Genomic DNA, 22,314 nt, shown 5'->3' on the forward strand with positions numbered 1-22,314 from the left:
TCAGAAGCCGATGTGCACGTCGACCATTGTCTTATTGTTCGTCGAATTATTATTATCGCTGACGAACGCGAGGTTGACAGTATCGGCAAGCACTCCGATACCATATGTCATCATGTTCACAGGGGCCGCGCTGTTACCTCCCGATATCGAACCGATCCTGAGCGCGACCAATTTCATCAGGATAGGATATTCAAGACCAATGTGCGTGACCGAATAACCGGACGAAACGCTGTCAAGGTCGACAGCAAGCTTCGCTCCGATGAGAGGTATCTCGGTGGCGGCGCCGATGACCAGGGTCGTCGGCACGGAAACATCAGCGAGAGGAGATGGCGTAAGATTCTGCATCGGACCGCTCTGACTTCCATCCGAGTTATTAAACGTTCCTTTTGTCTTTGCCTGAGTGCCTTTCAAATTGGCGAAAAGGTCCTTATAAACGAGCGCGAAAGATATCGGCATAGTAGGGACGACATTTGTCTTTCCCTGCATTCCTATATCAAGGCCGAATCCCGAATAACTGTTGACGGTATTCGTTATGTCGGTCGTGGATACTCCCGCGGCAACACTGGCGTCGGCCGTAGCGTTATAAATATACTTCGCGTTGAAACCGATATTTATGTCACCAAGATATGGAACGCCGACCCCATATCCCATCGTGAGCGCGCTGTCCGAATTAAGATTCGCGATTGCTCCGGCGCCGAACTCGTTCTTGTTCTTGTTAAGTTCGAGATAGGTCACAGGGATCACGCTGATGCCGGTCTTTGCAACATCAAAACCGACGATCGCGTTTACGCTGCCTTTCACGTTTATCTGCTGTGAAAAATTATCCGCTAAAAACTTAGCGGGGTTTGATATATTGCCCAATACATTCATGAGCTTATCGGATCCCTGCGAAGTGTATGCCGCGCCGAGCTTGAGTGCGACTGCCTGAGCTCTCGCCATGCCTGCAGGGTTGTAATAAGCGGCTGCGATGTCATCGACAATAGCGGACCCGGCTCCGCCCATCCCTGCGATCTTGGCGCTTGCCCCGTAAGGCAGTACACCCGACGGCATAGCAATTGCAGCCGAAGCTATCAGACAGACCGACAGACAAGCTAAAACGATTTTCTTCATACCAGTCCTCCTTATAAAAAAATATTAGATAAATTGTACATATACGAGGGGGTGAATGTCAAGGACGAAAAACTCACCCCCGTCCCCTCTCTTATCAAGAGAGGGGACGGGGGTGAGTTGATTATTTCAGATATTCTCTTAACTTTCTGCTTCGCGTCGGATGCTTGAACTTGCGCAGCGCCTTTGCTTCGATCTGGCGGATGCGTTCTCTTGTGACCTTGTAGATCTGGCCCACTTCTTCAAGTGTCCGCGGCCTGCCGTCCTCAAGCCCGAAACGGAGCTTTATAACGGTCCTCTCTCTTTCAGATAGAGAGCTCATCACTTCTTCCAGGTCATCGCGCAGCATGCCGTGAAGGACCGTCTCGTCGGGATGCGCTATTGTCGAGTCTTCCACAAAATCACCGAGATGCGAGCTTTCCTCGTCCCCGATGGGTATCTCCAGAGACAGCGGGAGCTGCGAGACTTTTATGATCTCTCTGACCTTGTCGACGGACACTCTTGCTCTTCTGGCTATTTCTGTCTCGGTCGGTTTCCTTCCCAGCTTTTGAAGAAGGCCTCTTGTGACCTTCCTCATCTTGTTTATGGTCTCGACCATATGCACGGGGATCCTGATAGTGCGGGCCTGATCGGCTATGGACCTCGTGATCGCCTGCCTGATCCACCAGGTAGCGTATGTGGAAAATTTATACCCTTTGCGGTGATCGAATTTCTCGACCGCGCGGATAAGGCCAAGATTTCCTTCCTGTATCAGGTCGAGGAAAAGCATCCCGCGGCCGGTGTATTTCTTTGCTATGCTCACCACGAGGCGCAGGTTGGAATTTACCAGTTTATGCTTTGCTTTCATATCGCCCCGCTTCATTCTTTTAGCGATCGAGACCTCCTCCGCGAAAGTTAGGAGAGGGAATTTTCCGATCTCCCTGAGGTACATCTTGACCGTGTCGTCGACGCCGGGCCCCTTGAAGTCGGAAGCGTCGTGAGGGTTTACCTCATCTTCCACGACGGGGATCTTTTTCATTTTGTCCTCGGCAACATCAGCGTTCTTAAGAAGATATTCTATATCCTCTGAGCTTTTTGAATGGTCGGGAAAAACCGAGACATAGTCCTCGTGGCTGTGGAACGGCTTTTTCCCCCTTGTCCGGGGCTGTTCTTCACTTGTTTGAGTCATCACAGGCCTCCTTTTTGCCTGAGCAGTCACAGGCCAAGACTACTCATAAATATATCGCCATTAATGCGCATGAATTTCACTTAAAATGACCTTATCTCGTTATGGCACTTCTTGAACTCTTCCTGAAGCGCCGCCAAGCCGGCAAGGTCGTTCGCTTTTTCAGCCTCAGACATCCTGCGTTTAAGGCCGTCTATCCTTATCTTAAGCGCGTTGGATTTCAGCGTGTTTATGCAATCCTGAAGCGTCTTCTCCCTGTCCATGATCTCATGATCGTCAAATATAATAGCTGAAAAGGCCTTTTTAGCCTCTTCAGTTGCGAGCGCGTCAACAATGACCGGCAATCTATCTTCTCCCATGTCTGCTCCGGCAGGAGGCAGTTTTTCAAATATCTCCCTGTTCACGGAACAGGAAAAATCATCCGCGGTCAGATCTTTCATGGCATTATCACGGCCGGCGGTGTCTTCCAGGCACAGCTTTATTATCGTCTTTTCAGCCTCATCTATCTTTGAAAGCGGTTTTTTTATCGGGCCCCGCCTGCCCCTGAAGTCACCAGTGCTGTAATACCCCGAGTCTTTTATTGCGGAAAGCACGTGGTCTTCGTCAACATTCAATCTTCTGCTCAGGTTTTTGGAGTATTCACTCCGTATCACATTGTCCTTTTCTTTTGAAAGGATCGCGGCGGCTTCTTTCAGGGCTTTTGATTTTCCTTCCGGAGAAGATATATCATTTTTTTTCAGAACAGCCCCGAGCTTATAAGCTAACCACGGCACAGCTTTATTTAACAGTTCAGAAAACTTTTCCTTGCCCTCTTTTGTTATTATCTCATCCGGATCTTTTCCGCCGGACAGCACGGCGACTTTCGGGTATATCCCGATCTCTTTAAGAATGTCTATGCTTCTTTCCGTCGCCTGGGAGCCGGCTGCATCGCTGTCAAAGACGAGCGTTATATTATCGGTAAGCCTCTGCAGTGATTTCACCTGATTTATCGTGACAGAAGTGCCCGAACTTGCGACGACATTGTCAAAACCGGCGGAAAAAGCGGATATCACGTCCATATAGCCTTCCATTATAAGAGCGCAGCGCTTTTCCCTGATGTGTTCTTTGGAAAAATTGAGACCGAAAAGAACGTTCCCCTTGTTATAAACAGGGGAGTCCGGCGAATTGAGATATTTAGGATCGCCCCCGTCCATGGACCTTGCACCGAAACCGAGCGCCCTGCCTTTCGCGTCAAAGATAGGGAACATCAGCCGGTTCCTGAAACGGTCGTAATAGGAATTAGAACCTTCTTTCTTGAGGATAAGGCCGGCAAGTTCGATGTCTTTTGGAAGATAGCCTTTTGATGTCAGGAACCTGTAAGTCTTATCCCACGAGTCGGGTGAGTAACCGATCCTGAAAGTCGAAAGCGCCTGCTTGTCCAGCCCCCTTTTTTGAACATAAGCAAGAGCGGTCTCCGATATTTTAAGCTCCAGCTCATAGAATTCCAGGGCCGAAGATATTATCTCAAATATCTTTTGGTCTTTGGTACCCTGTGGATCCTGAGGCCGCGCGTCGATCTCGAGCGGTATCCCGAGCTTATCGGCGAGCAGTTTTGCCGCTTCCTTGAAAGAGATGTTCTCTATCTTCATGATGAAAGAAAAAACATTCCCGCCCTCGCTGCAGCCGAAGCAGTGAAAGAGCTGTTTTTCCTGGCTGACGGTAAATGAGGCCGTTTTTTCGCTGTGGAAAGGGCAGAGCGCGAGATAATTCTTACCCCTCTTCTTCAAGGCGACATAATCTGATACGATACTTACGATATCAGCCTTGCTCCGGATGTCTTCGATAATATTTTTATCTATCATTTGTTCCACTGCGACGGGACAAATATCGTCTCAAAAGCGGACAGGGCATACCTGTCGGTCATGCCGGCGATAAAATCCCTGACAGCTCCGGCAAGAGTTTTTTTGTTTCCGGCGCGCTTAAAGTCCGGTATGCCTGAAGGTTCAGACATGTAATGGCCAAAAAGAGCGGAGAGCACGTGATAGATCTTTTTTTCTTCATTTTTTGAGCGCGGTCCGGTATAGACGGTCCTGTACATGAAGCCGTAAAGGCCATTAAGAACGGAAAGGCCTTTTCTGCCCATGCATATTTTATCTCTTCCGCTACTGTTATTTACCACGTCTTTCACGAATACGTCTACCGGGCTTCTGCCGATGAAATCCTGGAATTTTTCCGGTATCTGCTCTCTTTTTAAAACTCCTGAACGTATCGAATCATCGATATCATGATTGATATACGCGATCCTGTCCGCGAACCTGACGATCTGGCCTTCGAGGGTCTTTGCCAAAGGAAAAGTCCACGGGTGGTTAAGTATTCCGTCCCTGACTTCCCGCGTCAGGTTCAATCTTTCTATATCGTCTATCACGTGCAGGCTCTGCTCGTTATGGAAAAATCTCAAGCCGTATTTTTTCAGGAGGCTGTCAAGGACAGCTTCTCCGGCGTGGCCGAATGGAGTATGTCCGAGATCATGTCCGAGCGCGATCGCTTCGGTCAGGTCCTCGTTAAGTCCGAGCGCTCTGGCAATGGTCCGTCCTATCTGCGAGACTTCCAGAGTGTGGGTCAGTCTAGTCCTGTAATGGTCCCCGGAGGGCGCGATGAAGACCTGCGTCTTGTGCTTGAGCCTTCTGAAAGCTTTTGAATGGATGATGCGGTCCCTGTCATGCTGGAAAGCAGTGCGGATATCGCATTCTTTTTCACCGCGCAGCCTGCCCCTGCTTTTGCAAGACAAAGCGGCTCTTTTAGAAAGAGCCTGGCTTTCTTTTTTTTCAACCGCTTCGCGGATCGTTTGCATATCTATTTTGATTTATATGCTCTGCTGGACTTTTCTTTCAACACCGCCTGTGCAGCCGCGAGTCTCGCGATAGGCACCCTGAAAGGAGAACAACTTACATAGTTAAGCCCGATATTATGGCAGAATTCAACAGATGCGGGATCTCCGCCGTGCTCTCCGCAGATGCCGATCTTCAGGTCCGCCCTTGCGGACCTGCCTTTTAAAACGCCCATCTTGACGAGCTCTCCTACGCCGCTCTGATCGAGAGTTACGAACGGGTCAACATTTATGATCTTCTTCTCGATATACTCCGGAAGGAACGAGCCGATGTCGTCCCTGCTGAAACCGAAGCTCATCTGCGTAAGGTCATTGGTCCCGAAAGAGAAGAAATGGGCCGATTTTGCGATCTTATCCGCCACAAGAGCGGCTCTCGGGATCTCTATCATCGTTCCGACAGTATAAGGGATATTCACTTTGTATTTAGCTTTTACCTCTTCATAGATCCTCTTTATCACAACGATCTGGTCATCGATCTCTCTTACCATGGCTACGACCGGCACCATAATTTCCGGATGCGCCTTTTTCCCCGTCTTAATAAGTTCCGCCGCGGATTCGAATATCGCCCTGGCTTCGATCTCCGTTATTTCCGGGTAGGTGATGCCGAGCCTGACCCCGCGGTGGCCCATCATCGGATTGCTTTCTCTGAGCACGCTTGCCCGTTTTTCAAGCTCTTCCATGCTGATGTTCAGTGCTTTTGCAAGTTCTTCGAGCTTTGCTGCTTCATGCGGGACGAATTCGTGGAGCGGCGGGTCGATCAGCCTGATCGTCACGGGCAGGCCGTTCATCGCCTCAAGAGTCGCCTTGATATCCGACTTCATGTAAGGATAAAGCTCTTTCAGGGCTTCCTTTCTTTCGCTCTCCGTCTTTGAAAGGATCATCTTTCTCAGGATGAAAAGCGGCTTTTCGGTCCCTTCACCGTAGAACATATGTTCTATCCTGAAAAGCCCGATGCCCTCGGCCCCGAACTGTCTTGCTTTTTTTGCGTCAGCAGGAGTATCGGCGTTGGTCCTTACTTTCAATCTTCTGATCCCGTCGCACAAGACAAGGAATGAATCCAAAAGACTGGATTCTTCGGTCGCATCTATCATCGGCAGTTTGCCGGCATATACATTTCCCTTGGTGCCGTTAAGAGTGATCCAGTCGCCTTCTTTCAGGGTCATTCCGCTGACCGAGATCGTTTTTTTCTGATGATCGATATCCAAAGCGCTGCAGCCGACGATACAGCATTTTCCCCAGCCTCTTGCTACCAATGCGGCGTGAGAGGTCATCCCGCCTCTTGCAGTCAGGATCGCTTCTGCCGCTCTCATTCCTTCGACGTCCTCGGGATTGGTCTCTTCTCTGACCAGGATCACCTTGCTGCCTTTCTTCGCCCATTCGACGGCATCGTTCGCGCTGAAGACGATCACTCCTGCCGCGCCGCCGGGGCCCGCGGGCAGTCCTTTTGCGACAGGTTTGTTCGTCTTTTCGGCGGCAGGATCCACTATAGGATGCAGAAGCTCGTCAAGCTGGGCCGGGGTCACCCTTAAAACAGCCTCTTCCTTTGTTATAAGTTTTTCTTTTACCATATCGACGGCCATCTTCACTGCCGCGGGGCCGTTCCTTTTTCCGATTCGGCATTGCAGCATGAAAAGGGTCCCTTTTTCTATGGTGAACTCAATATCCTGCATATCCCTATAATGTTTTTCAAGCCTTTTCTGGATATCAAACAGTTCTTTGTAGATCCCGGGCATCGCTTTTTCGAGCGTTAAAAGATCTTTGTTATGTTCGCTCTGGCTCACTGTGTTGATAGGGGCGGGGGTCCTGGTCCCCGCGACTACATCCTCTCCCTGCGCGTTGATAAGATATTCTCCGTAGAAGTGCGCGTCTCCGTTGCCGGGGTTCCTTGTAAATGCGACGCCTGTCGCGCAGTCGCTGCCCATGTTGCCGAAAACCATTGTCTGGACACTGACGGCCGTTCCCCATTCATCGGGGATATTCTCGATCTTCCTGTAGGAGATCGCTCTTTTACCGTTCCATGAAGAAAATACCGCTCCTACGCCTCCCCAGAGCTGTTCCATGTGGTCGTCAGGAAATTCTTTTCCGAGAACCTCCTTGACTTTTTTCTTGAAAGATTCGCAGAGCTTTTTCAGGTCTTCCGCGGTCAAATCGGTATCGCTCTTGTAGCCGTTCTGGTTTTTGACCTTCCCCATCATGTGGTCCAGCTGTTTCCTGATACCCATATCGTCTTTAGGCTCGATGCCCGCCGCCTTTTCCATCACTACATCGCTATACATCATTATCAGCCTTCTGTAAGCGTCGTAAACGAACCTTTCGTTCCCGCCGGTCTGTTTGATAAGTCCCGGTATCGTCTTTGAAGTAAGCCCGACGTTAAGGACCGTCTCCATCATCCCCGGCATCGAACTCCTCGCGCCGGAGCGGACGGATACGAGCAGCGGATTTTGCGGATCACCGAATTTCTTTCCCATTATCTTTTCGATCTTTTCGACCGCGGTCTTTACCTGCGCTTCCAGTTTTTTAGGATATTTTTTGCGGTTCTCGTAATAATACGTGCAGACATCGGTCGTTATCGTGAAACCGGGAGGGACAGGAAGTTTAAGTTTAGGATGCCCCGCCATTTCGGCGAGGTTCGCTCCTTTTCCTCCCAGGAGGTTCTTCATCTTTTCATGGCCGTCAGCACGCCCTCCTCCGAAGAAGTAAACGAACTTTTTGGACCCGGACTTTTTTTTAGCAGCCATTGTTTTTCCTTTCCTGTTTTTCCCGCAAAAAAACGCGCAAAGTATCCTTGACCGTTTAAATAGGGGTTTGTTTATGTGCAGTTATTGACTGCGCTTACATTATTATAGCACAAAATTTTCACGGGGCTTGACAGAACTGGACCTGAGGGGGATCGAACCCCTTACCTCTTGCATGCCATACAAGCGCTCTACCAATTGAGCTACAGGCCCATGTAACTGATAACTTATTATTTAACCGGAGATAAGTATTATTAGGAACAAGAATATTTTAACATATTATAGAAAAGTTAGAAGTTTTACTAAATGGAGGCGGATAAAAAAGCGGCTTGTTTTTCCAGGCCAGACACTAGAGTGAAACTAACGATGTCTCCTTCTTTGGTTGTGACCTTAATTTTCAGCTGCTTATTTTCCGGGTCATTTAATTCATCCTCCAACCTTTGTAAACTGACCGCCTCGCCGTTCATTTCAAGCCGTTTGATATTGGATATAGAAGCTTTCTGTGAGGCCGCGAAGATGGCTGTCGGATCGATATTATTTAGGCCTGTAATAGGTATCATTTTATCAGGTTCACCTTTTTTAAATTAACCCTGTATTTCTCATCGACTTTTCCCTGAGAAATATCCTGTATCAGGAAAAACACTTTCCTGATGTCTTCTTTTTTTTGGTCTTCCCTGATCTCGAAAGTACCGAGATTTCTTCTGAACATATTTCACTCCTTTGCCGCTATTTACTTGCAGCAAAGGTCTCTATACCATTTATCGTTTATTAGGAGCACAGACTTGCATGTGATACGATCACACGTGGTAGATTATCCCGCTTTTGCCCCAGAGGTCTTCGAGTTTGTATCTTGAGCGCTCTTCCGTCCCCATGACATGCGCGATGACGCTGATCATGTCGAGTATCATCCAGTTCGAATCCGGCCGGCCCTGCCAGCGCGGAACCCTGACAGAGTTCTTTTCCAGGACTTCATCTATGCCGCCGGCGATTGCGCCTGTCTGGGCTTTTGAAGAAGAGGAGCAGATGACAAAATAATTGCAGACGGATGAACTTTTCCTTACATCTATTATCTCGATATCCTCAGCTTTTTTGTCAACAGCGCCTTTTGCGATGAGTTGCGCGAGCTTTTGAGAGGTGATCTCTTTGGGCCTGTCCGTTCTTTTAGTTGGCTGCCGTCTCTTTCGGGATCTCATTTACCCTCCTTCCTCTAAGGTATTGGTCGACTATAGGGATCACCTTGTCCATTTCAGGCTGCAGGTAATAGATCCCATCGATCCTTGTGGATGTGCCGGGAATAGAGACCACCGCGATATTTCCTATCTCGTAGGACTGCCTTACCATGGACGCAAGTCCCAGGATCTGCGATGTGGATAAATTGGTCTCGACGCACCCCAGCATATCCATCAGCAGCTGGTAGACCTGCACGATATTCTTTGTGCCGGCCATTTCGGTTACAACTTCCTGAAGGAATTTTTGCTGGCGCTTTATGCGCCCAAAATCACCTTTTGCGTCATGCCGGAAGCGCAGGTAGCCTATCGCCTGTTTCCCGTTCAATCTCTGTACTCCGGGCTTGAGGTCTATAAAAAGTCCTCCGGCGTAATCGACATAGTACATCCTCTGGTCCACATCGACCATCACTCCGCCGAGCCTGTCGATTATATTTGCAAGGCCGTCTACTTTTATCTTGATATAGTAGTTGATGGGTACGTTCAGAAAACTTGATGTTGTCGCGCAGGCCAGTTCGGGGCCTCCGAAGGCGTACGCGTGATTTATTTTATCTATCCTGATCCCCGGGATGACGACGAGAGTATCTCTGGGGATCGATACGATGCTTACTGTCTTGCTTTCGGGATCGATATGCATGACCATGATCGTGTCGGACCTGTTGACGCCTTCGGTGGCATCAATGCCAAGAAGCAGGATGTTCATCTCGGGGAACTGTACATTTGAAGGGGACAAAGTAAAAAGCATCTCGAATACCGATATCCGGCTGAGGATAAATGAGGCTGTAAACCCCAGAAAAGCGGAAAGAACTACAAGGATGACAGTGAAGAATATCAGAAGTTTTGTCCAAGCTTTTCCCGAAGAATTTAAGCCGGAACGGGCCGCAATCTCCGGAAAAAGTTGTTTATCTGACATTTATTTTAAGTAATAATTCCTTGTAATGACTGTCCGGCAATAGACGGGCAAATTGTTTTTCAAAAGATATTGTATCATCTCTCCTGCCACAAGCGCAATCGCTTTTTCCATGTTCTTTTTCGCGGCCCCCCTTATTTTTTTTACATGGTGTTGTTTTCTGCCGGGTTCGATATGGTCCGCCAGATAAATGATCTTTTCAAGCTTTGTCATGTTTTCTTTTCCGGCGGTGTGATGGCCGATCGCGGAAAGGACCTCCCTGTCTTTTATCCCAAAATGCTTTCTGGCGATGACCGCGCTCACTTTGTCATGTAAAAGCTTCGGGTTCTGCAGGACGAAGCTGTCCAGTCTCAGTTTTTCTTTTTTTGCGGTTTTCAGCAGTTCACCGGGAGAAAGGGATTTTGCGCAATCATGGAGCAGTCCCGCTATCGTGGCTTTTTTTATGTCCGCGCCGTGGATCCTGGCCAGGCGGACAGCCGTTTTTGAAACTGACAAGCTGTGATCGAAGCGCTCGGCATCCAGAAGACAGCGCAGTTTTTCTTTTAATGATTTTTCTTCAGCCATGCTTTTCAATATAAATATTATACCTCAAGTTGACGTGGATTTACCGAGATCCTATAATTGAAACATGAAAAATATAACGGCGGTGATCCTTGCCGCCGGCAAAGGCACAAGGATGAAGTCCGACATGCCCAAAGTGCTGCACAAGCTTTGCGGAAAACCCCTGTTGAGCTATGTGCTTGGATCAGTCAAAAAACTCGGGATAGCAGCGCCTTACGTAATAGTGGGCTACCAGGCCGGCAAAGTTAAAGCGTTGTACAAAGGCCGCAGCCTCCGTTTTGTCCTGCAGAAAAAGCAGCTGGGCACGGGGCACGCGCTGATGCAGACAAAGCCTTTTTTTGCCGGAAAAAATGTGACGATACTTGTGCTGAACGGGGATATGCCCCTTATCAATGCCGATGTGCTCACAAAGCTGATCAGGCATCACCGTAAAAAAAACGCTTCCGCGACGGTTTTAACCGCCCTGATCGACGATCCATCGGGATACGGGCGAGTGATCAGGGACAAGCGCCTTGACATCGAGAAGATCGTGGAGCAGAAAGACGCGGTCCCCGGGGAGCTTGAGGTGAAAGAAATAAACACCGGGACATACTGTTTTGAAAGCGGGGAAATATTCTCTTCTCTGGACGAGATCAGGCCCGAGAACAGCCAGCACGAATACTACCTCACGGACATAATACAGATACTGAAAAAACACCGTAAAAAAATCTCGGCCTGCTGCATGGATGACCCGTCACTTGCGATAGGCGTGAACACAAAAGAGCACCTTGAAGCCGCGGAAAAGATCATAAAAAGAAAAAGGACCGTTTGATATAAAAGGGCATTATGCGGTCCGCGTGGTATAATTGATGGATAAAAATCGGGTGTCCGCTAAGATCACGGAGATCATTGATGAATAAAATTCTTATCTTTTCAAAAGACCCGTCAGTCTGCCCCGGCATCGAAAATATGCTTAGCGGCAGTTACAACGTGCACAGCGTTTCAGACCTGAACGAAGCTCTCGAGCACATGAGGAACAAGCATTCCGACATCATAGTGATCGACGGCGACTGCGAGGGGATAAACGGCCTTGAAGCCTTTAAGACCATAAAAAGCGTGGTGCCGCACCTGAAGGCAGTGATGATCTCAAAGAAAGGCAATATCAACGAAGCTGTGGCAGCCGCAAAAAAGGGAGTACTCGAACTCATACCCAAACCGCTAAGCAAGGAATCGCTGGAGGGATCGATCGAAAAGATAATTTCAAGGTCGCAGTATCCCGGAAGGATGGTCATTCCTGATGACACGGTCCCATGGCTTGAAGGGACAAGCGCTGTTGTACAGGAGATGTTCGTTAAGATCGAGGAGGCGGCTTTAAGCGAGCAGGATGTGATGCTTATCGGCACTATAGGCGCTTCAAAAAAAATGGTCGGCCGCCTGATCCATGACAATTCCCCTAACAGGAAAAAGAAATTTATTGAACTGAACCTGACGGCTTTTGAAAAGGAGTCTTCAGAATCCATGTTCTGGACGGCCGTGAACGAGCTTCTTGCCGATCATTCATCTGATACAAGGTCCGAGAAAGAGGCCAGCGGCACTATATTCCTGGACGGGTTCGACCTCCTGCCGGTGCATTTTGAGCAGAGCATCCTGGAATTCCTGAAGAACAGGAGCGCTGCCAAGATCGACAAGTCTATCAAGATAATTCTTGGTACGGCCGGCGACATTGCCGTCAGTATGGAAGGCAAGGGAAAGTTGATCGAAGATTTTATAAAGATCCGCATCCCTGAAATAGAGGAAAGAAAAGAAGATATCCCTGCGATGCTCAAAGCATATACCGATAAATTTTGCGCAAGACATGACAAGAACATCAAGGGTTTTTCATCCGACGCGCTTCAACTCATGATGGACTACAGCTGGCCGGGGAACTGCGACGAGCTGAGTTCCGTGGCCGAAGCGGCCGTGCTGAGAGCCAAGGGCGATTACATAGATATTTCCGACCTGCCGGTGGACTCTTCAATGATACTGGGCGCGTCGCTTAAAAAGGCCATGGTCAAAGGGGATTGGGACCTTTCATCCTCAAAAGATATATTCCATAAAAGATTGATAAATACAGTGCTAAAGAGCAGCGGGAACGACACTGATGCCGCCTCAAGGATCCTGGACGTTCCGAAAACTACCATCCTGGACAGCGTCAAAAAGCTCGGGATACGTATCTAGACCAGATCTTTCACCTCATCGACAAGGCGTCTTGTGCTTTCAATATCTTTTCCTTCGGCGATCACGCGCACGACCGGCTCGGTATTCGAGGCCCTGACGTGTATCCAGCCGTCCGGCAGGTCTATCCTTATTCCGTCTGACATATCCATCTTGCATCCTTTGAATTTTTCCCTGACCTTTTCAAGCAATGCTTTTGTGAGGCCGCTGTCGTCAAGAGCGATCTTTTCCTTGATCATATAATACGCCGGTATCTCTTTGATAATAGAAGACAGTTTTTTGCCTCTGGCGGCAAGGCAGTTCAGTATCAGGCCCATCCCCGTGATGCTGTCGCGGCCGTAACCGACCTTGGGATATATTATCCCGCCGTTGCCTTCACCACCGGCAGATGCGTTCGTCTGCTTCATCTTTTCGGAGACATTGACTTCGCCGACCTTTGTCCTTTCGAGCGTTGCCCCGTATCTTTTTGCGGCATCTTCCGTCATCCTGCTTGTCGAAAGATTCGTCACGACGGTCTTTTTCTTGCCGTTCTTTTCCCTTGAAAGGATGAAATCGACAGCAAGCACGAGGGAATACTCTTCTCCAATGGCTTTTCCTTCGTCAGAAACGATCGAGAGCCGGTCCGCGTCGGGATCCTGCGCGAAACCGATATCAGCACCGAATTTTTTTACCATGTCGCACAGCGCTTTGAGATTACCCGGAACGGGCTCGAGGCCTCTTAAAGGATCTTTACCCGGCTGCGTGTTTATCGCGATGATCTCGCAGCCGAGTTTATTTAGAAGCTTTTTTGTAATGACCGATCCGGCGCCGTTGCAGCAGTCGATCGCGACCTTGAAGTTTTTATTCTTGATCAGCTCGACATCGATGCATTTGAGCACAAGCCCGACGTGGCGGTCAAGAGCGCCGACATCTTTATGAAAACAACTGGCCGCGAGATCTCCGGAGCTTACACGCGGGCCTTTTTTCAGGCCTTCATAGATGCCGATAAGTCTTTTTGCCTGCTCTTCGTTCAAAAAGATCCCGTCATCCCTTACGAATTTGAGGCCGTTCCATTCAAGCGGATTGTGGCTCGCGGTTATTATCATCGCGCCACCGGCTTTCTTGTCCCTGACAGTCACCTGCACGGTGGGTGTCGGCGCGATGCCGATATCGATGACCTCTATCCCGTTCCTGCAGAGCTCATTTATCACGATGTCCCTGATAAAACCCTCGGAACTTCTTCCGTCGCTCCCAAGTATCACCGTGCCGCCGCCGATATATGAAGAAAAAGCTTTCGTAAAACCAAGGATCACGTCTTCGGTCAATGATCCTCCTATGGTCCCGCGGACTCCGGATATGCTTACTTTCAGTGTCATGAAGGAATTATAGCAAAAAACCGAGTCCGACTCCAAAAATATCCTTGCAGTTTCCGGAATAGTTTGTATAATATTAAACATAAATGGGAAAAATAGTTTACGGGATGATATCCCCGCATCCCCCGATACTCGTCCCCCAGATAGGAGGACAAAGGATAAAGGATGCGGAAAAGACGAAAAAGGCGCTGGAAGCCGCTTCGAAAAAGCTGAAGACGTTAAATCCTGACACCGTGATCATCATCACTCCTCACGGGGAAATATCACAGACCACGGTGCACGTCTATTCAAGCCATATATTTGAAGGCGACTTCGGCCAGTTCGGGGCATCGCAGGTCAAGGTTTCATGCAAGGGCGACACGGAGCTTGGCCGCCGTATCGTTAAAGAAGCGTCCGCGACAAAGATCTTTTGCGCGGAGATAGCAGAATCATATCTTGACCACGGGATAATGGTCCCGCTCCATTATATTCAATCGGCGGGATTCAAGGGGCGCCTGCTGCCCGTGGCGATATCGTTTTCCTCTCTCAAAGAGCTTTTTGAGTTCGGCAGGATAATGCAGTCGGCGGTAAAAGCTTCCGGAGAAAACGTCGCGATCGTCGCTTCCGCCGACATGTCGCACAGACTTAAGAAAGACTCTCCGAACGGTTACAGCGAAAAAGGTGCGGTGTTCGATAATAAACTTGTCGAGCTCGTAAAAAACAACGATGTAAACGGCATACTTAATTTTGACCCTGTCCTTGCGGAACAGGCCGGCCAGGACGCTCTCTGGTCGATCGCCATTTTGCTCGGTGCTCTTGACGGATTGAGGTGCAGGCATGAACTGCTTTCATACGAAGGGCCGTACGGCGTAGGTTATATGGTCGCGAAATATGAGGTAGATCAGTAATGTTGCATCCTCTGGTTGTCCTTGCAAAAAATGCGATCGCTTCCTATGTCAAAGAAAAGAAGATCATCGATGTTCCCGACACTTTGATCCCCGAGATGAAAGGCCGTGCGGGGACATTCGTATCGGTGCACACTTTAAACGGAGCTCTGCGCGGCTGCATCGGCACGTTCGCTCCCACACGGGAAAATATTGCAAGGGAGATCATCTACAATGCGATATCGGCGGCGACGCAGGACCCGAGATTCCCTCCGATAGAGGCCGATGAACTTGACGGCCTTGATATCTCGGTCGATGTGCTGAGCGAGGCTGTGCCGGTCGGCAGCATTAAAGAGCTTGATGCAAAAAAATACGGCGTGATCGTGAAAGCGGGCAACAGGAAAGGCCTTTTGCTTCCCGATCTCGACGGCGTGGACACTCCCGAGCATCAGATCTCAATATGCAGGAGAAAAGGCGGTATCGGAGAGAGAGAACCGGCCGAGCTGTTCAAATTTACCGTAAAAAGATATCATTGACATAAGAACAGCATCGCGATACTCTCATATATATAAACAGAAAGGACATATATGAACAAAAAGATCAAAGCGGGTCTTATGGGGGCGGCAGGGTATGCCGGCATCGGGATAATCCAGATACTTAATGATCATCCGGAAGCGGAGATATCATGGTTGTCCAGCGAGGAAGCGCACTCGGGCAGGAAAATATCGGATATCCGGCCTTCGCTTGACGGGCTTTGCGACATGACCTGCAATCCTCCGGATATTTCAGGACTAATAGATAAAGCGGATGTCATTTTTTTGGCCGTGCCGAACGGGCTTGCGATGAAATGGGCGCCGAAGATCCTTGAAAAAGGCAGGAAAGTTATCGACATAAGCGCGGATTTCAGGATAAAGGACCTGAAGGAATATTCGAAATGGTACAAGATCGACCATGCAAGCCCCGGCCTTGTCGCTGAAGCGGTCTACGGCCTTCCGGAACTGTTCAAGGACAAGATAAAGACTGCCCGCCTTATCGCGAACCCGGGCTGCTACCCGACAGCTTCAATACTCGGCATAGCGCCGCTTGTGAAGAACAGGCTGGTAAAAACAGAGTCGATAATAATCGATGCGAAAAGCGGGATCTCGGGAGCAGGAGCGGCATTGACGGATATTACGCATTTTCCGGAGTGCAACGAAAATATCAGGGCATACGCGGTCGCTTCGCACCGCCACAATCCCGAGATAGACCGGATCGTCAGCGAAATAGCCGGCAAGAATATCATTACGACATTCACTCCGCACCTGGTGCCGATGAACAGGGGCATCCTTGCGACGATCTACGCGGACCTTGTATCTCCGATGTCCGTCGACGAGGTCATGGCGGCTTTCAGGGACCTGTACAAAGGCGCGGCATTCGTCAGGATACTTGAAAAAGGAAAGCTCCCGGCGACAAAGTATGTGAGCTGTTCAAATTACTGCGATATCAATGCGGTCGTCGACGAAAGGACGAACAGGGTCATTGTGATGAGCGCGATCGATAATCTTGTAAAAGGCGCCGCGGGACAGGCGGTGCAGAACATGAACATAATGTTCGGCTTGGATGAAAGATCCGGGTTAAGGAGGATGCCGGTATACCCGTAATGAAAAAAGGCAAAAGCACTAAAGTCAGGATCAACGAAAAATTTAAGTTGATTGAGGGAGGCATTTGCGCTCCGAAGATGTTCCTTTCCGCAGGAACGGCTTGCGGTATAAAAAAGTCAAATAAAAAAGACATTGCGCTTATCTATACCCCGCACATTGCTTCGGCCGCGGCGGTGTTCACGACAAATAAAGTCAAAGCAGCTCCGATACTTGTTTCTCAAAAAAATATCAAAGGGGGAAAAGCACATGCGGTAATAGTGAACTCCGGCAACGCGAACGCGTGCACGGGCAGGCAGGGAATGAAAGATGCCTGGGAGATGATAAATCAGACCGCCGCGGCGATGAAGATACTACCTTCCCATGTCCTGGTAGCGTCTACCGGAATAATAGGCGTTCCTCTTCCGACGAAGAACATCTCATCCGGTATCTGGACTGTATCAAGGATGATAAAAAGGCATGATCCTGGTGACGCGGCCGAGGCGATCATGACGACAGATACCAGGAAAAAAAGCGTGGCCGTAGAGCTCGTATTCGGAAAGAACAGGAGAGTAAGGATAGGAGGGATCGCGAAAGGCTCCGGAATGATATGCCCTGACATGGCGACGATGATAGCGGTACTGACAACGGACGCGCTCATCGGTCCAAAACCGCTTCAAAAAGCGCTGAAAGAAGCGGTCAGCGATTCTTTCAACATGCTGACCGTTGACAATGATATGAGCACCAACGACTGCGTATTCATTTTAGCCAACGGGCAGAGCGAGAAAGTGACCACGGGTAAAAAGTTCGAGCAATTTGTCAGCGCGTTGAAATATGTCTGCTGCTGCCTTGCAAAAGAGATCGCGCGGGACGGGGAAGGCGCGACAAAACTCATCACGATCAATGTCACGGGAGCACGATCAAAGGAGGACGCGAGAAAGACGGCAAAATCCATTGCGGGTTCCAGCCTTTTTAAATGTGCTGTGTTCGGCACGGACCCGAATTTCGGCAGGATCCTTGCGGCTGCAGGATACTCGGGTGCCGGAATTGATCCCGACAGGATAGAAGTGGACATTGAAGGCGTAAAACTTGTGAAAAATGGCGTGCCGCTCAGGTTTGACGCGCAAAAAGCTGTCGGATGCCTGAAAAAAGATAAAGTCATAATAAATGTGGACCTTAATCAGGGAAAATACAGCGCGACGGCATGGGGCTGCGACATGACGGAAGGTTATATAAAAATAAACGCGCACTATCATACATAGGGAGAGGATCATGTTTGAAAAGCTGATCAAAAGGGCCGAGGTCGTAATAGAAGCGCTTCCGTACCTTCGAAAGTTCTACGGGAAGACGATCGTGATAAAATACGGCGGCAACGCGATGCTTGAAAAGGAACTGAAGGCAAAAGTGGTGCAGGACGTCATCCTGCTCAGGTATGTCGGGATGAACCCTGTCCTGATACATGGCGGCGGTCCGGAAATAAGCAAAGAACTGAAGAAAAAAAAGATCGAGACAAAATTCCTCGAAGGGCTGCGCATCACTGACGAAAAGACCATGGAAGTGGTCGAAAAAGTACTCACGAGGGTGAATTCAAAGATCGTCGCTTTACTAAACAAGGGCGGCCGTATAGCAAGAGGCATCTCCGGGAAAAAAGGGAAAATAATCAGGGCAAGAAAGCATGTCTTTTTCAGGAACAAGCAGAAGATAGACATCGGGTTCGTGGGCGACGTCACGAAAATTGACGCAAAGGCCCTGCGGCAGATGATCACAAAAGGGGCGATCCCCGTCATCTCATCGATCGGATTTGACGGAAAAGGCAGGGTCTACAACATAAACGCGGATTCAGTCGCGGCGGAGATAGCCGCGGCTCTCGGAGCCTCAAAGCTTATACTTCTTACGAATGTTATGGGGGTACTTGATAAGAACGGCAGGCTGATATCACAGATAAACGCTTCAAGGACGAGAAGGCTGATAAAAAAGGGTGTCATCTCCGGCGGCATGATACCAAAGGTCAAGTGCGGGCTGTTCGCGCTTAAAAAAGGCGTCGAAAAAGTCCATATCCTTGACGGGCGCGTCCCGCATGCCATTCTTCTGGAACTCTTTACCGATTTCGGTATCGGGACCATGGTGGAAAGATAAATACGGCCACTGCCTACATTAATATACAAGTTATGTCGGCAATACCTCGATATATATAAATGAGTATATAAAATTATGGAAATATCACGCATAGGAGCAGTGGGCGCGAGCCCTGTATCGTCTGCCCTTCCGTTCAAGGTGGGAATGCCGGGAGAACATATACCCGTCCATACACCCGCGGGGATGGAGATCAGGCAGAGGATATTTCGTGGTTTCGGTATAGAGGTCCTTGACAGCGATGTCAGGTTCTCAAAAGCAGAACTCATTATGATCGAAAAGATCCTTTTGGACCTCAGAAAAAAGAAAAAAAACCATCTTCTTGGCGTCAAAGAGATCGTGAAGAACAAAGAAATGAGAGTAAGGCTTTTGAATAACGCTCTGATACATGCCGGCGGGGCTTATGTGGCCGAACAAAAGCGCATATATCTTTTTGACGAGCTTCCTCAGGAAGAGATCCAGGAAGTCCTTGTCCACGAGATCGGGCACGCGGTAAACCATTTCAATCTTTCTTTCGAAAGGTTCATGGACTTTGTAAGGCAGAGCGGCTGGAACATGACCGAGATGAGAAGGGTGTTCTTCAACAGCAACCGGATGTACCAGTTCGGCGTGAAACCCCTGGAGATACCGAAGGACAAATGGGGGAACGTCTGGAACCGCTTCAGCCTGAACTCTCTCTCGAAGGACCAGGATACTTTCGGAGAGATATTTTTGCAGCTGCCGAGGAACACCGGCGCTCCGTGGGACAAGAACCCCCTTGAAAAGTTCGCGTGGGCTTACGAGTGGTTCTACGATAAAAAGGACAGGTTCAAGCTGATCGCCGAAAAAGCAAAAGAAGAAGGAGACCCCACTTTGAGCGAAGCTTTCAAATTCATGGAAAAAGAAGTCTTTTCGGACGAAGAACAAAAAAATTAAGATCCATGCCGAATATCCTATCTCCAAAATCGGAAATGCTACAATATCCTCATGATAATCAAGACCGATCAGGACACGATAAGACCATTCCTCGAGGATGCTTCAGGCCTGACCGGAGCGCACACGGATAAAGTATTCCTTGCAGAAAATACCGGAGAAGTTTCCGAATTGTTAAAAGAATGCTCTTCAAAAAATATTACCGTTACTGTCTCCGGCGGGGGCACGGGCGTGACAGGAGGCAGGCTTCCGTTTGAAGGAGTCGTTCTCGCGACGGACAGATTGAACAGAATACTTGACCTTAAGCCTGGCTCGATAGTTGTCCAGTCCGGCGTGCCGATAACGGAAATTCATAAAGCAGCCGGTTCTATCGGATATTTTTACCCTCCGGACGCTACGGAATGGACGGCTTTTATCGGGGGGAATATTGCCACAAACGCTTCGGGAGCGAGGACGTTTAAATACGGGGCGACGAGAAAATATATAAAGAGGATAAAAGTTGTCCTGAGTAATGGAGATATTATCGATGTCGAAAGAGGCAGACTATTAGCAAAGAGTAATATTCTCGAAATCCGAAATACGAAATCCGAAATTCGAAACAAATTCGAAATCCCAAATTATAAAATCCCAAATATAAAAAATGCGGCGGGGTATTATTCCAGGAAGAACATGGACCTGATCGATCTGTTCATCGGAAGCGAAGGCACTCTCGGAGTGATCGCTGAAGCGGAATTAAGTTTGCTGAAAAAAGAGGGGTTTGTTTTCGCCTGTTTTTCATTCTTCAACAGATTGAACGACGCGCTCAACTTTGTGGCCGAAGCGAAAAAATGCGATGCGCTCGCGATAGAATTCTTTGATGCCAGGGCTCTGGACCTCTTGCGGACAAAATATCTTAACATGCCGAAAGCCGCTGCCTGCGTGTTCTTTGAGGAAGAGATCACTACGGAAAAAGAAAAAGATTATCTTGAAAGATGGGGAAACCTGCTGGAAAAACACAATGTATCTTTGGACGACGTCTGGACATCGGAGACTCCCGAAAAAGCGCAGGAGTTCAAGGATATGAGACATTCTGTCCCCGAGCTTGTGAACGAGATCGTAAAGAAAAGAGGCTTTCCGAAACTGGGGACGGATATTGCCGTGCCGGACAGGGCTTTTGCCGAAATGTTCGGTCTTTACGAAAAGACTTTGTTGTCCTCGAATATCGACAGCCTGATATTCGGGCATATCGGGGATAACCACCTTCACGTGAATATGCTTCCTAAAGACAGCGATGAGGCCGAAAAGGTCAAGGACATCTATATTTCTTTTGTGAGGAGAGCAATAAGCCTGGGAGGGACCGTTTCGGCCGAGCACGGGATAGGGAAGATCAAGCACAGGTTCCTGAAAGAGATGTATGGCGACAGAGGGATACTGGAAATGACAAGGGTCAAGAAAAGTCTGGACCCGGATCTTATCTTAGGTTTGGGGAATATCTTTCCGAAGGAACTGCTTTAAGCCTTGCCGAGCCTCTTGCGTTTCTTGAGGTTTTCTTTCCTGCGTTTTCTTCTGCGCTTGAGCTCTTTTTGTCTTTCTCTCATATATTACCATTATACATAATGCTTAGGTTATTGTAAAATATGCTTGTCGGGGCGCCCCGATCCGATCGGGGTGCCCGCCATAAAACTTATGCGTGAATATATCGTCCCGAAAGAATACGAACATTTAAGGCTTGATCTTTTTCTCGCGAAAAAGCTCCCGTCGATGAGCAGGTCGTTCGTTCAGAAACTTATAAAAAGCGGTCAGGTGAAGGTCAGGGGGAAGATCGACAGGAAGGCCTCCCGCGAACTTATCCATAACGACACAGTTGAAGTAGATATCCCTCCCATGAAAAGGAATGAATCTGTTCCGGAAGACATCCCTCTGGATATAGTCTATGAGGACGACCAGCTAATCGTGATAAACAAACCTTCCGGGATGGTGGTCCATCCCGCGCACGGCAATAGGACGGGGACCCTTGTTAACGCTTTGCTCCACCACTGCAAAGATCTATCGGGTATAGGTGGCGTAGAACGGCCGGGGATCGTTCACCGACTGGATAAAGACACATCAGGGGTCATGGTCATCGCAAAAACGGATCAAACTCACAGGTATCTTGCGAACCTTTTCAAAAACCGGCAGATCACAAAAAAATATCTCGCGCTGGTACACGGAAATGTTAAAGATGATTCGGGGACTATCATCGCTTCGATAGGCAGAAGCCCGTCCGACAGGAAAAAGATGGCGGTTATCGAGATAAGAAATGAAAAAGACAAGGCATTGAACGCTAATAAACCAAGAAAATGCAAGACAAGGCAGGCGATCACTCATTATCAGGTTCTTAAAAGGAATAAAAGCACTACTTTGCTCGAATTAAAACTTGAGACCGGAAGGACGCACCAGATAAGGGTCCATCTAGCGCACATTCATCATCCGATAGTTGGGGACAAGGTTTATGGTCTTAAGAAGGACAAGGCGGCGGAGATGGCACTTCACAGTTATTATCTAAGCTTTGTGCATCCGGTCACTGGGGAGCTTGTTGAGTTCAAGAGAGAGAAAGAGCTGAAGTAAAAAAACAACCTTGTTCCATCTCCCTGTAACTTCACATGTTCCCATGCTTTTCTAAACAAAACCGAAAATCCCTGAAATTTCGCAAAAGA

The 22,314-nt window shown here is 48.7% G+C and carries 21 protein-coding genes and 1 tRNA gene; 10 read left to right on the plus strand and 12 right to left on the minus strand.

The window, feature by feature from the left end; genetic code table 11:
- The 11 genes from NTZ10_06880 to yqeK all read right to left on the minus strand — a co-directional run bounded on the left by NTZ10_06880 (position 1) and on the right by yqeK (position 10,573).
- A complete protein-coding gene (locus tag NTZ10_06880; protein ID MCX5749944.1) occupies positions 1-1,110 on the minus strand; it encodes a hypothetical protein in 1,110 nt (369 codons plus the stop codon).
- A 121-nt stretch (positions 1,111-1,231) separates the two neighbouring features.
- Entirely contained in the window at positions 1,232-2,275 is a 1,044-nt protein-coding gene (gene rpoD / locus NTZ10_06885; GenBank protein ID MCX5749945.1) for an RNA polymerase sigma factor RpoD, read from the minus strand.
- 80 nt (positions 2,276-2,355) lie between these two features.
- Positions 2,356-4,113, minus strand: coding sequence for a DNA primase (dnaG, locus tag NTZ10_06890; GenBank protein ID MCX5749946.1), 1,758 nt, complete (start codon positions 4,111-4,113; stop codon positions 2,356-2,358).
- Positions 4,110-5,102, minus strand: coding sequence for a deoxyguanosinetriphosphate triphosphohydrolase (locus NTZ10_06895; protein ID MCX5749947.1), 993 nt, complete (start codon positions 5,100-5,102; stop codon positions 4,110-4,112). Before NTZ10_06895 ends, dnaG begins: the two co-directional genes overlap by 4 nt.
- A gap of 2 nt (positions 5,103-5,104) precedes the next feature.
- Positions 5,105-7,876 (minus strand): pyruvate, phosphate dikinase, encoded by a 2,772-nt coding sequence (ppdK, locus tag NTZ10_06900; GenBank protein MCX5749948.1) that lies wholly within the window; start codon positions 7,874-7,876, stop codon positions 5,105-5,107.
- Positions 7,877-8,013: 137 nt separating this feature from the next.
- Positions 8,014-8,086 (minus strand) — tRNA-Ala (locus NTZ10_06905).
- Positions 8,087-8,175: 89 nt separating this feature from the next.
- A complete protein-coding gene (locus tag NTZ10_06910) occupies positions 8,176-8,433 on the minus strand; it encodes a hypothetical protein (GenBank protein MCX5749949.1) in 258 nt (85 codons plus the stop codon).
- Positions 8,430-8,582 carry a hypothetical protein gene (locus NTZ10_06915; protein ID MCX5749950.1) on the minus strand — a complete coding sequence of 51 codons (153 nt, stop codon included), beginning with the start codon at positions 8,580-8,582 and terminating at the stop codon, positions 8,430-8,432. The genes NTZ10_06910 and NTZ10_06915 overlap by 4 nt, the downstream gene beginning before the upstream one ends.
- 88 nt (positions 8,583-8,670) lie before the next feature.
- Positions 8,671-9,066, minus strand: a complete 396-nt coding sequence (rsfS, locus tag NTZ10_06920; GenBank protein ID MCX5749951.1) for a ribosome silencing factor — start codon at positions 9,064-9,066, stop codon at positions 8,671-8,673.
- The gene (locus NTZ10_06925) at positions 9,035-10,012 is read right to left on the minus strand and encodes an LCP family protein (GenBank protein MCX5749952.1); all 978 of its coding nucleotides are present in this window, start codon (positions 10,010-10,012) and stop codon (positions 9,035-9,037) included. The genes rsfS and NTZ10_06925 overlap by 32 nt, the downstream gene beginning before the upstream one ends.
- Positions 10,013-10,573 (minus strand): bis(5'-nucleosyl)-tetraphosphatase (symmetrical) YqeK, encoded by a 561-nt coding sequence (gene yqeK / locus NTZ10_06930; protein MCX5749953.1) that lies wholly within the window; start codon positions 10,571-10,573, stop codon positions 10,013-10,015.
- 64 nt (positions 10,574-10,637) lie between these two features.
- Between yqeK and NTZ10_06935 the strand changes: the two genes are divergently transcribed.
- Together NTZ10_06935 and NTZ10_06940 are read left to right on the plus strand one after the other, a co-directional pair.
- Complete coding sequence (locus NTZ10_06935) at positions 10,638-11,381, plus strand: NTP transferase domain-containing protein (protein MCX5749954.1); 744 nt, start codon at positions 10,638-10,640, stop codon at positions 11,379-11,381.
- 80 nt (positions 11,382-11,461) lie between these two features.
- Positions 11,462-12,766: a response regulator gene (locus NTZ10_06940; GenBank protein MCX5749955.1), complete on the plus strand. Its 1,305-nt coding sequence runs from the start codon at positions 11,462-11,464 to the stop codon at positions 12,764-12,766.
- On the opposite strand, the gene glmM is transcribed toward NTZ10_06940, so the two are convergent.
- Positions 12,763-14,118, minus strand: a complete 1,356-nt coding sequence (glmM, locus tag NTZ10_06945; GenBank protein MCX5749956.1) for a phosphoglucosamine mutase — start codon at positions 14,116-14,118, stop codon at positions 12,763-12,765. The genes NTZ10_06940 and glmM overlap by 4 nt on opposite strands.
- Positions 14,119-14,201: 83 nt before the next feature.
- Between glmM and amrB the strand changes: the two genes are divergently transcribed.
- From amrB to NTZ10_06985, 8 genes are all read left to right on the plus strand, one after another.
- Positions 14,202-15,002 (plus strand): AmmeMemoRadiSam system protein B, encoded by an 801-nt coding sequence (gene amrB, locus NTZ10_06950; protein ID MCX5749957.1) that lies wholly within the window; start codon positions 14,202-14,204, stop codon positions 15,000-15,002.
- Positions 15,002-15,514, plus strand: coding sequence for an AmmeMemoRadiSam system protein A (gene amrA, locus NTZ10_06955; GenBank protein ID MCX5749958.1), 513 nt, complete (start codon positions 15,002-15,004; stop codon positions 15,512-15,514). The genes amrB and amrA overlap by 1 nt, the downstream gene beginning before the upstream one ends.
- 51 nt (positions 15,515-15,565) lie before the next feature.
- Positions 15,566-16,618 (plus strand): N-acetyl-gamma-glutamyl-phosphate reductase, encoded by a 1,053-nt coding sequence (gene argC / locus NTZ10_06960; protein MCX5749959.1) that lies wholly within the window; start codon positions 15,566-15,568, stop codon positions 16,616-16,618.
- Positions 16,618-17,856, plus strand: coding sequence for a bifunctional glutamate N-acetyltransferase/amino-acid acetyltransferase ArgJ (argJ, locus tag NTZ10_06965; GenBank protein ID MCX5749960.1), 1,239 nt, complete (start codon positions 16,618-16,620; stop codon positions 17,854-17,856). The genes argC and argJ overlap by 1 nt, the downstream gene beginning before the upstream one ends.
- 10 nt (positions 17,857-17,866) lie before the next feature.
- Positions 17,867-18,730, plus strand: coding sequence for an acetylglutamate kinase (gene argB / locus NTZ10_06970; protein MCX5749961.1), 864 nt, complete (start codon positions 17,867-17,869; stop codon positions 18,728-18,730).
- Between the two features lie 75 nt (positions 18,731-18,805).
- Positions 18,806-19,642, plus strand: coding sequence for a hypothetical protein (locus NTZ10_06975; GenBank protein MCX5749962.1), 837 nt, complete (start codon positions 18,806-18,808; stop codon positions 19,640-19,642).
- Positions 19,643-19,693: 51 nt separating this feature from the next.
- Positions 19,694-21,133 carry an FAD-binding oxidoreductase gene (locus tag NTZ10_06980; protein ID MCX5749963.1) on the plus strand — a complete coding sequence of 480 codons (1,440 nt, stop codon included), beginning with the start codon at positions 19,694-19,696 and terminating at the stop codon, positions 21,131-21,133.
- A gap of 171 nt (positions 21,134-21,304) precedes the next feature.
- Positions 21,305-22,225, plus strand: coding sequence for an RluA family pseudouridine synthase (locus NTZ10_06985; GenBank protein MCX5749964.1), 921 nt, complete (start codon positions 21,305-21,307; stop codon positions 22,223-22,225).
- Positions 22,226-22,314 lie beyond the last annotated feature (89 nt).

The sequence above is a fragment of the Candidatus Saganbacteria bacterium genome (assembly GCA_026387835.1).
Taxonomy (GTDB): Bacteria; Margulisbacteria; WOR-1; order JAKLHX01; family JAKLHX01; genus JAPLKZ01.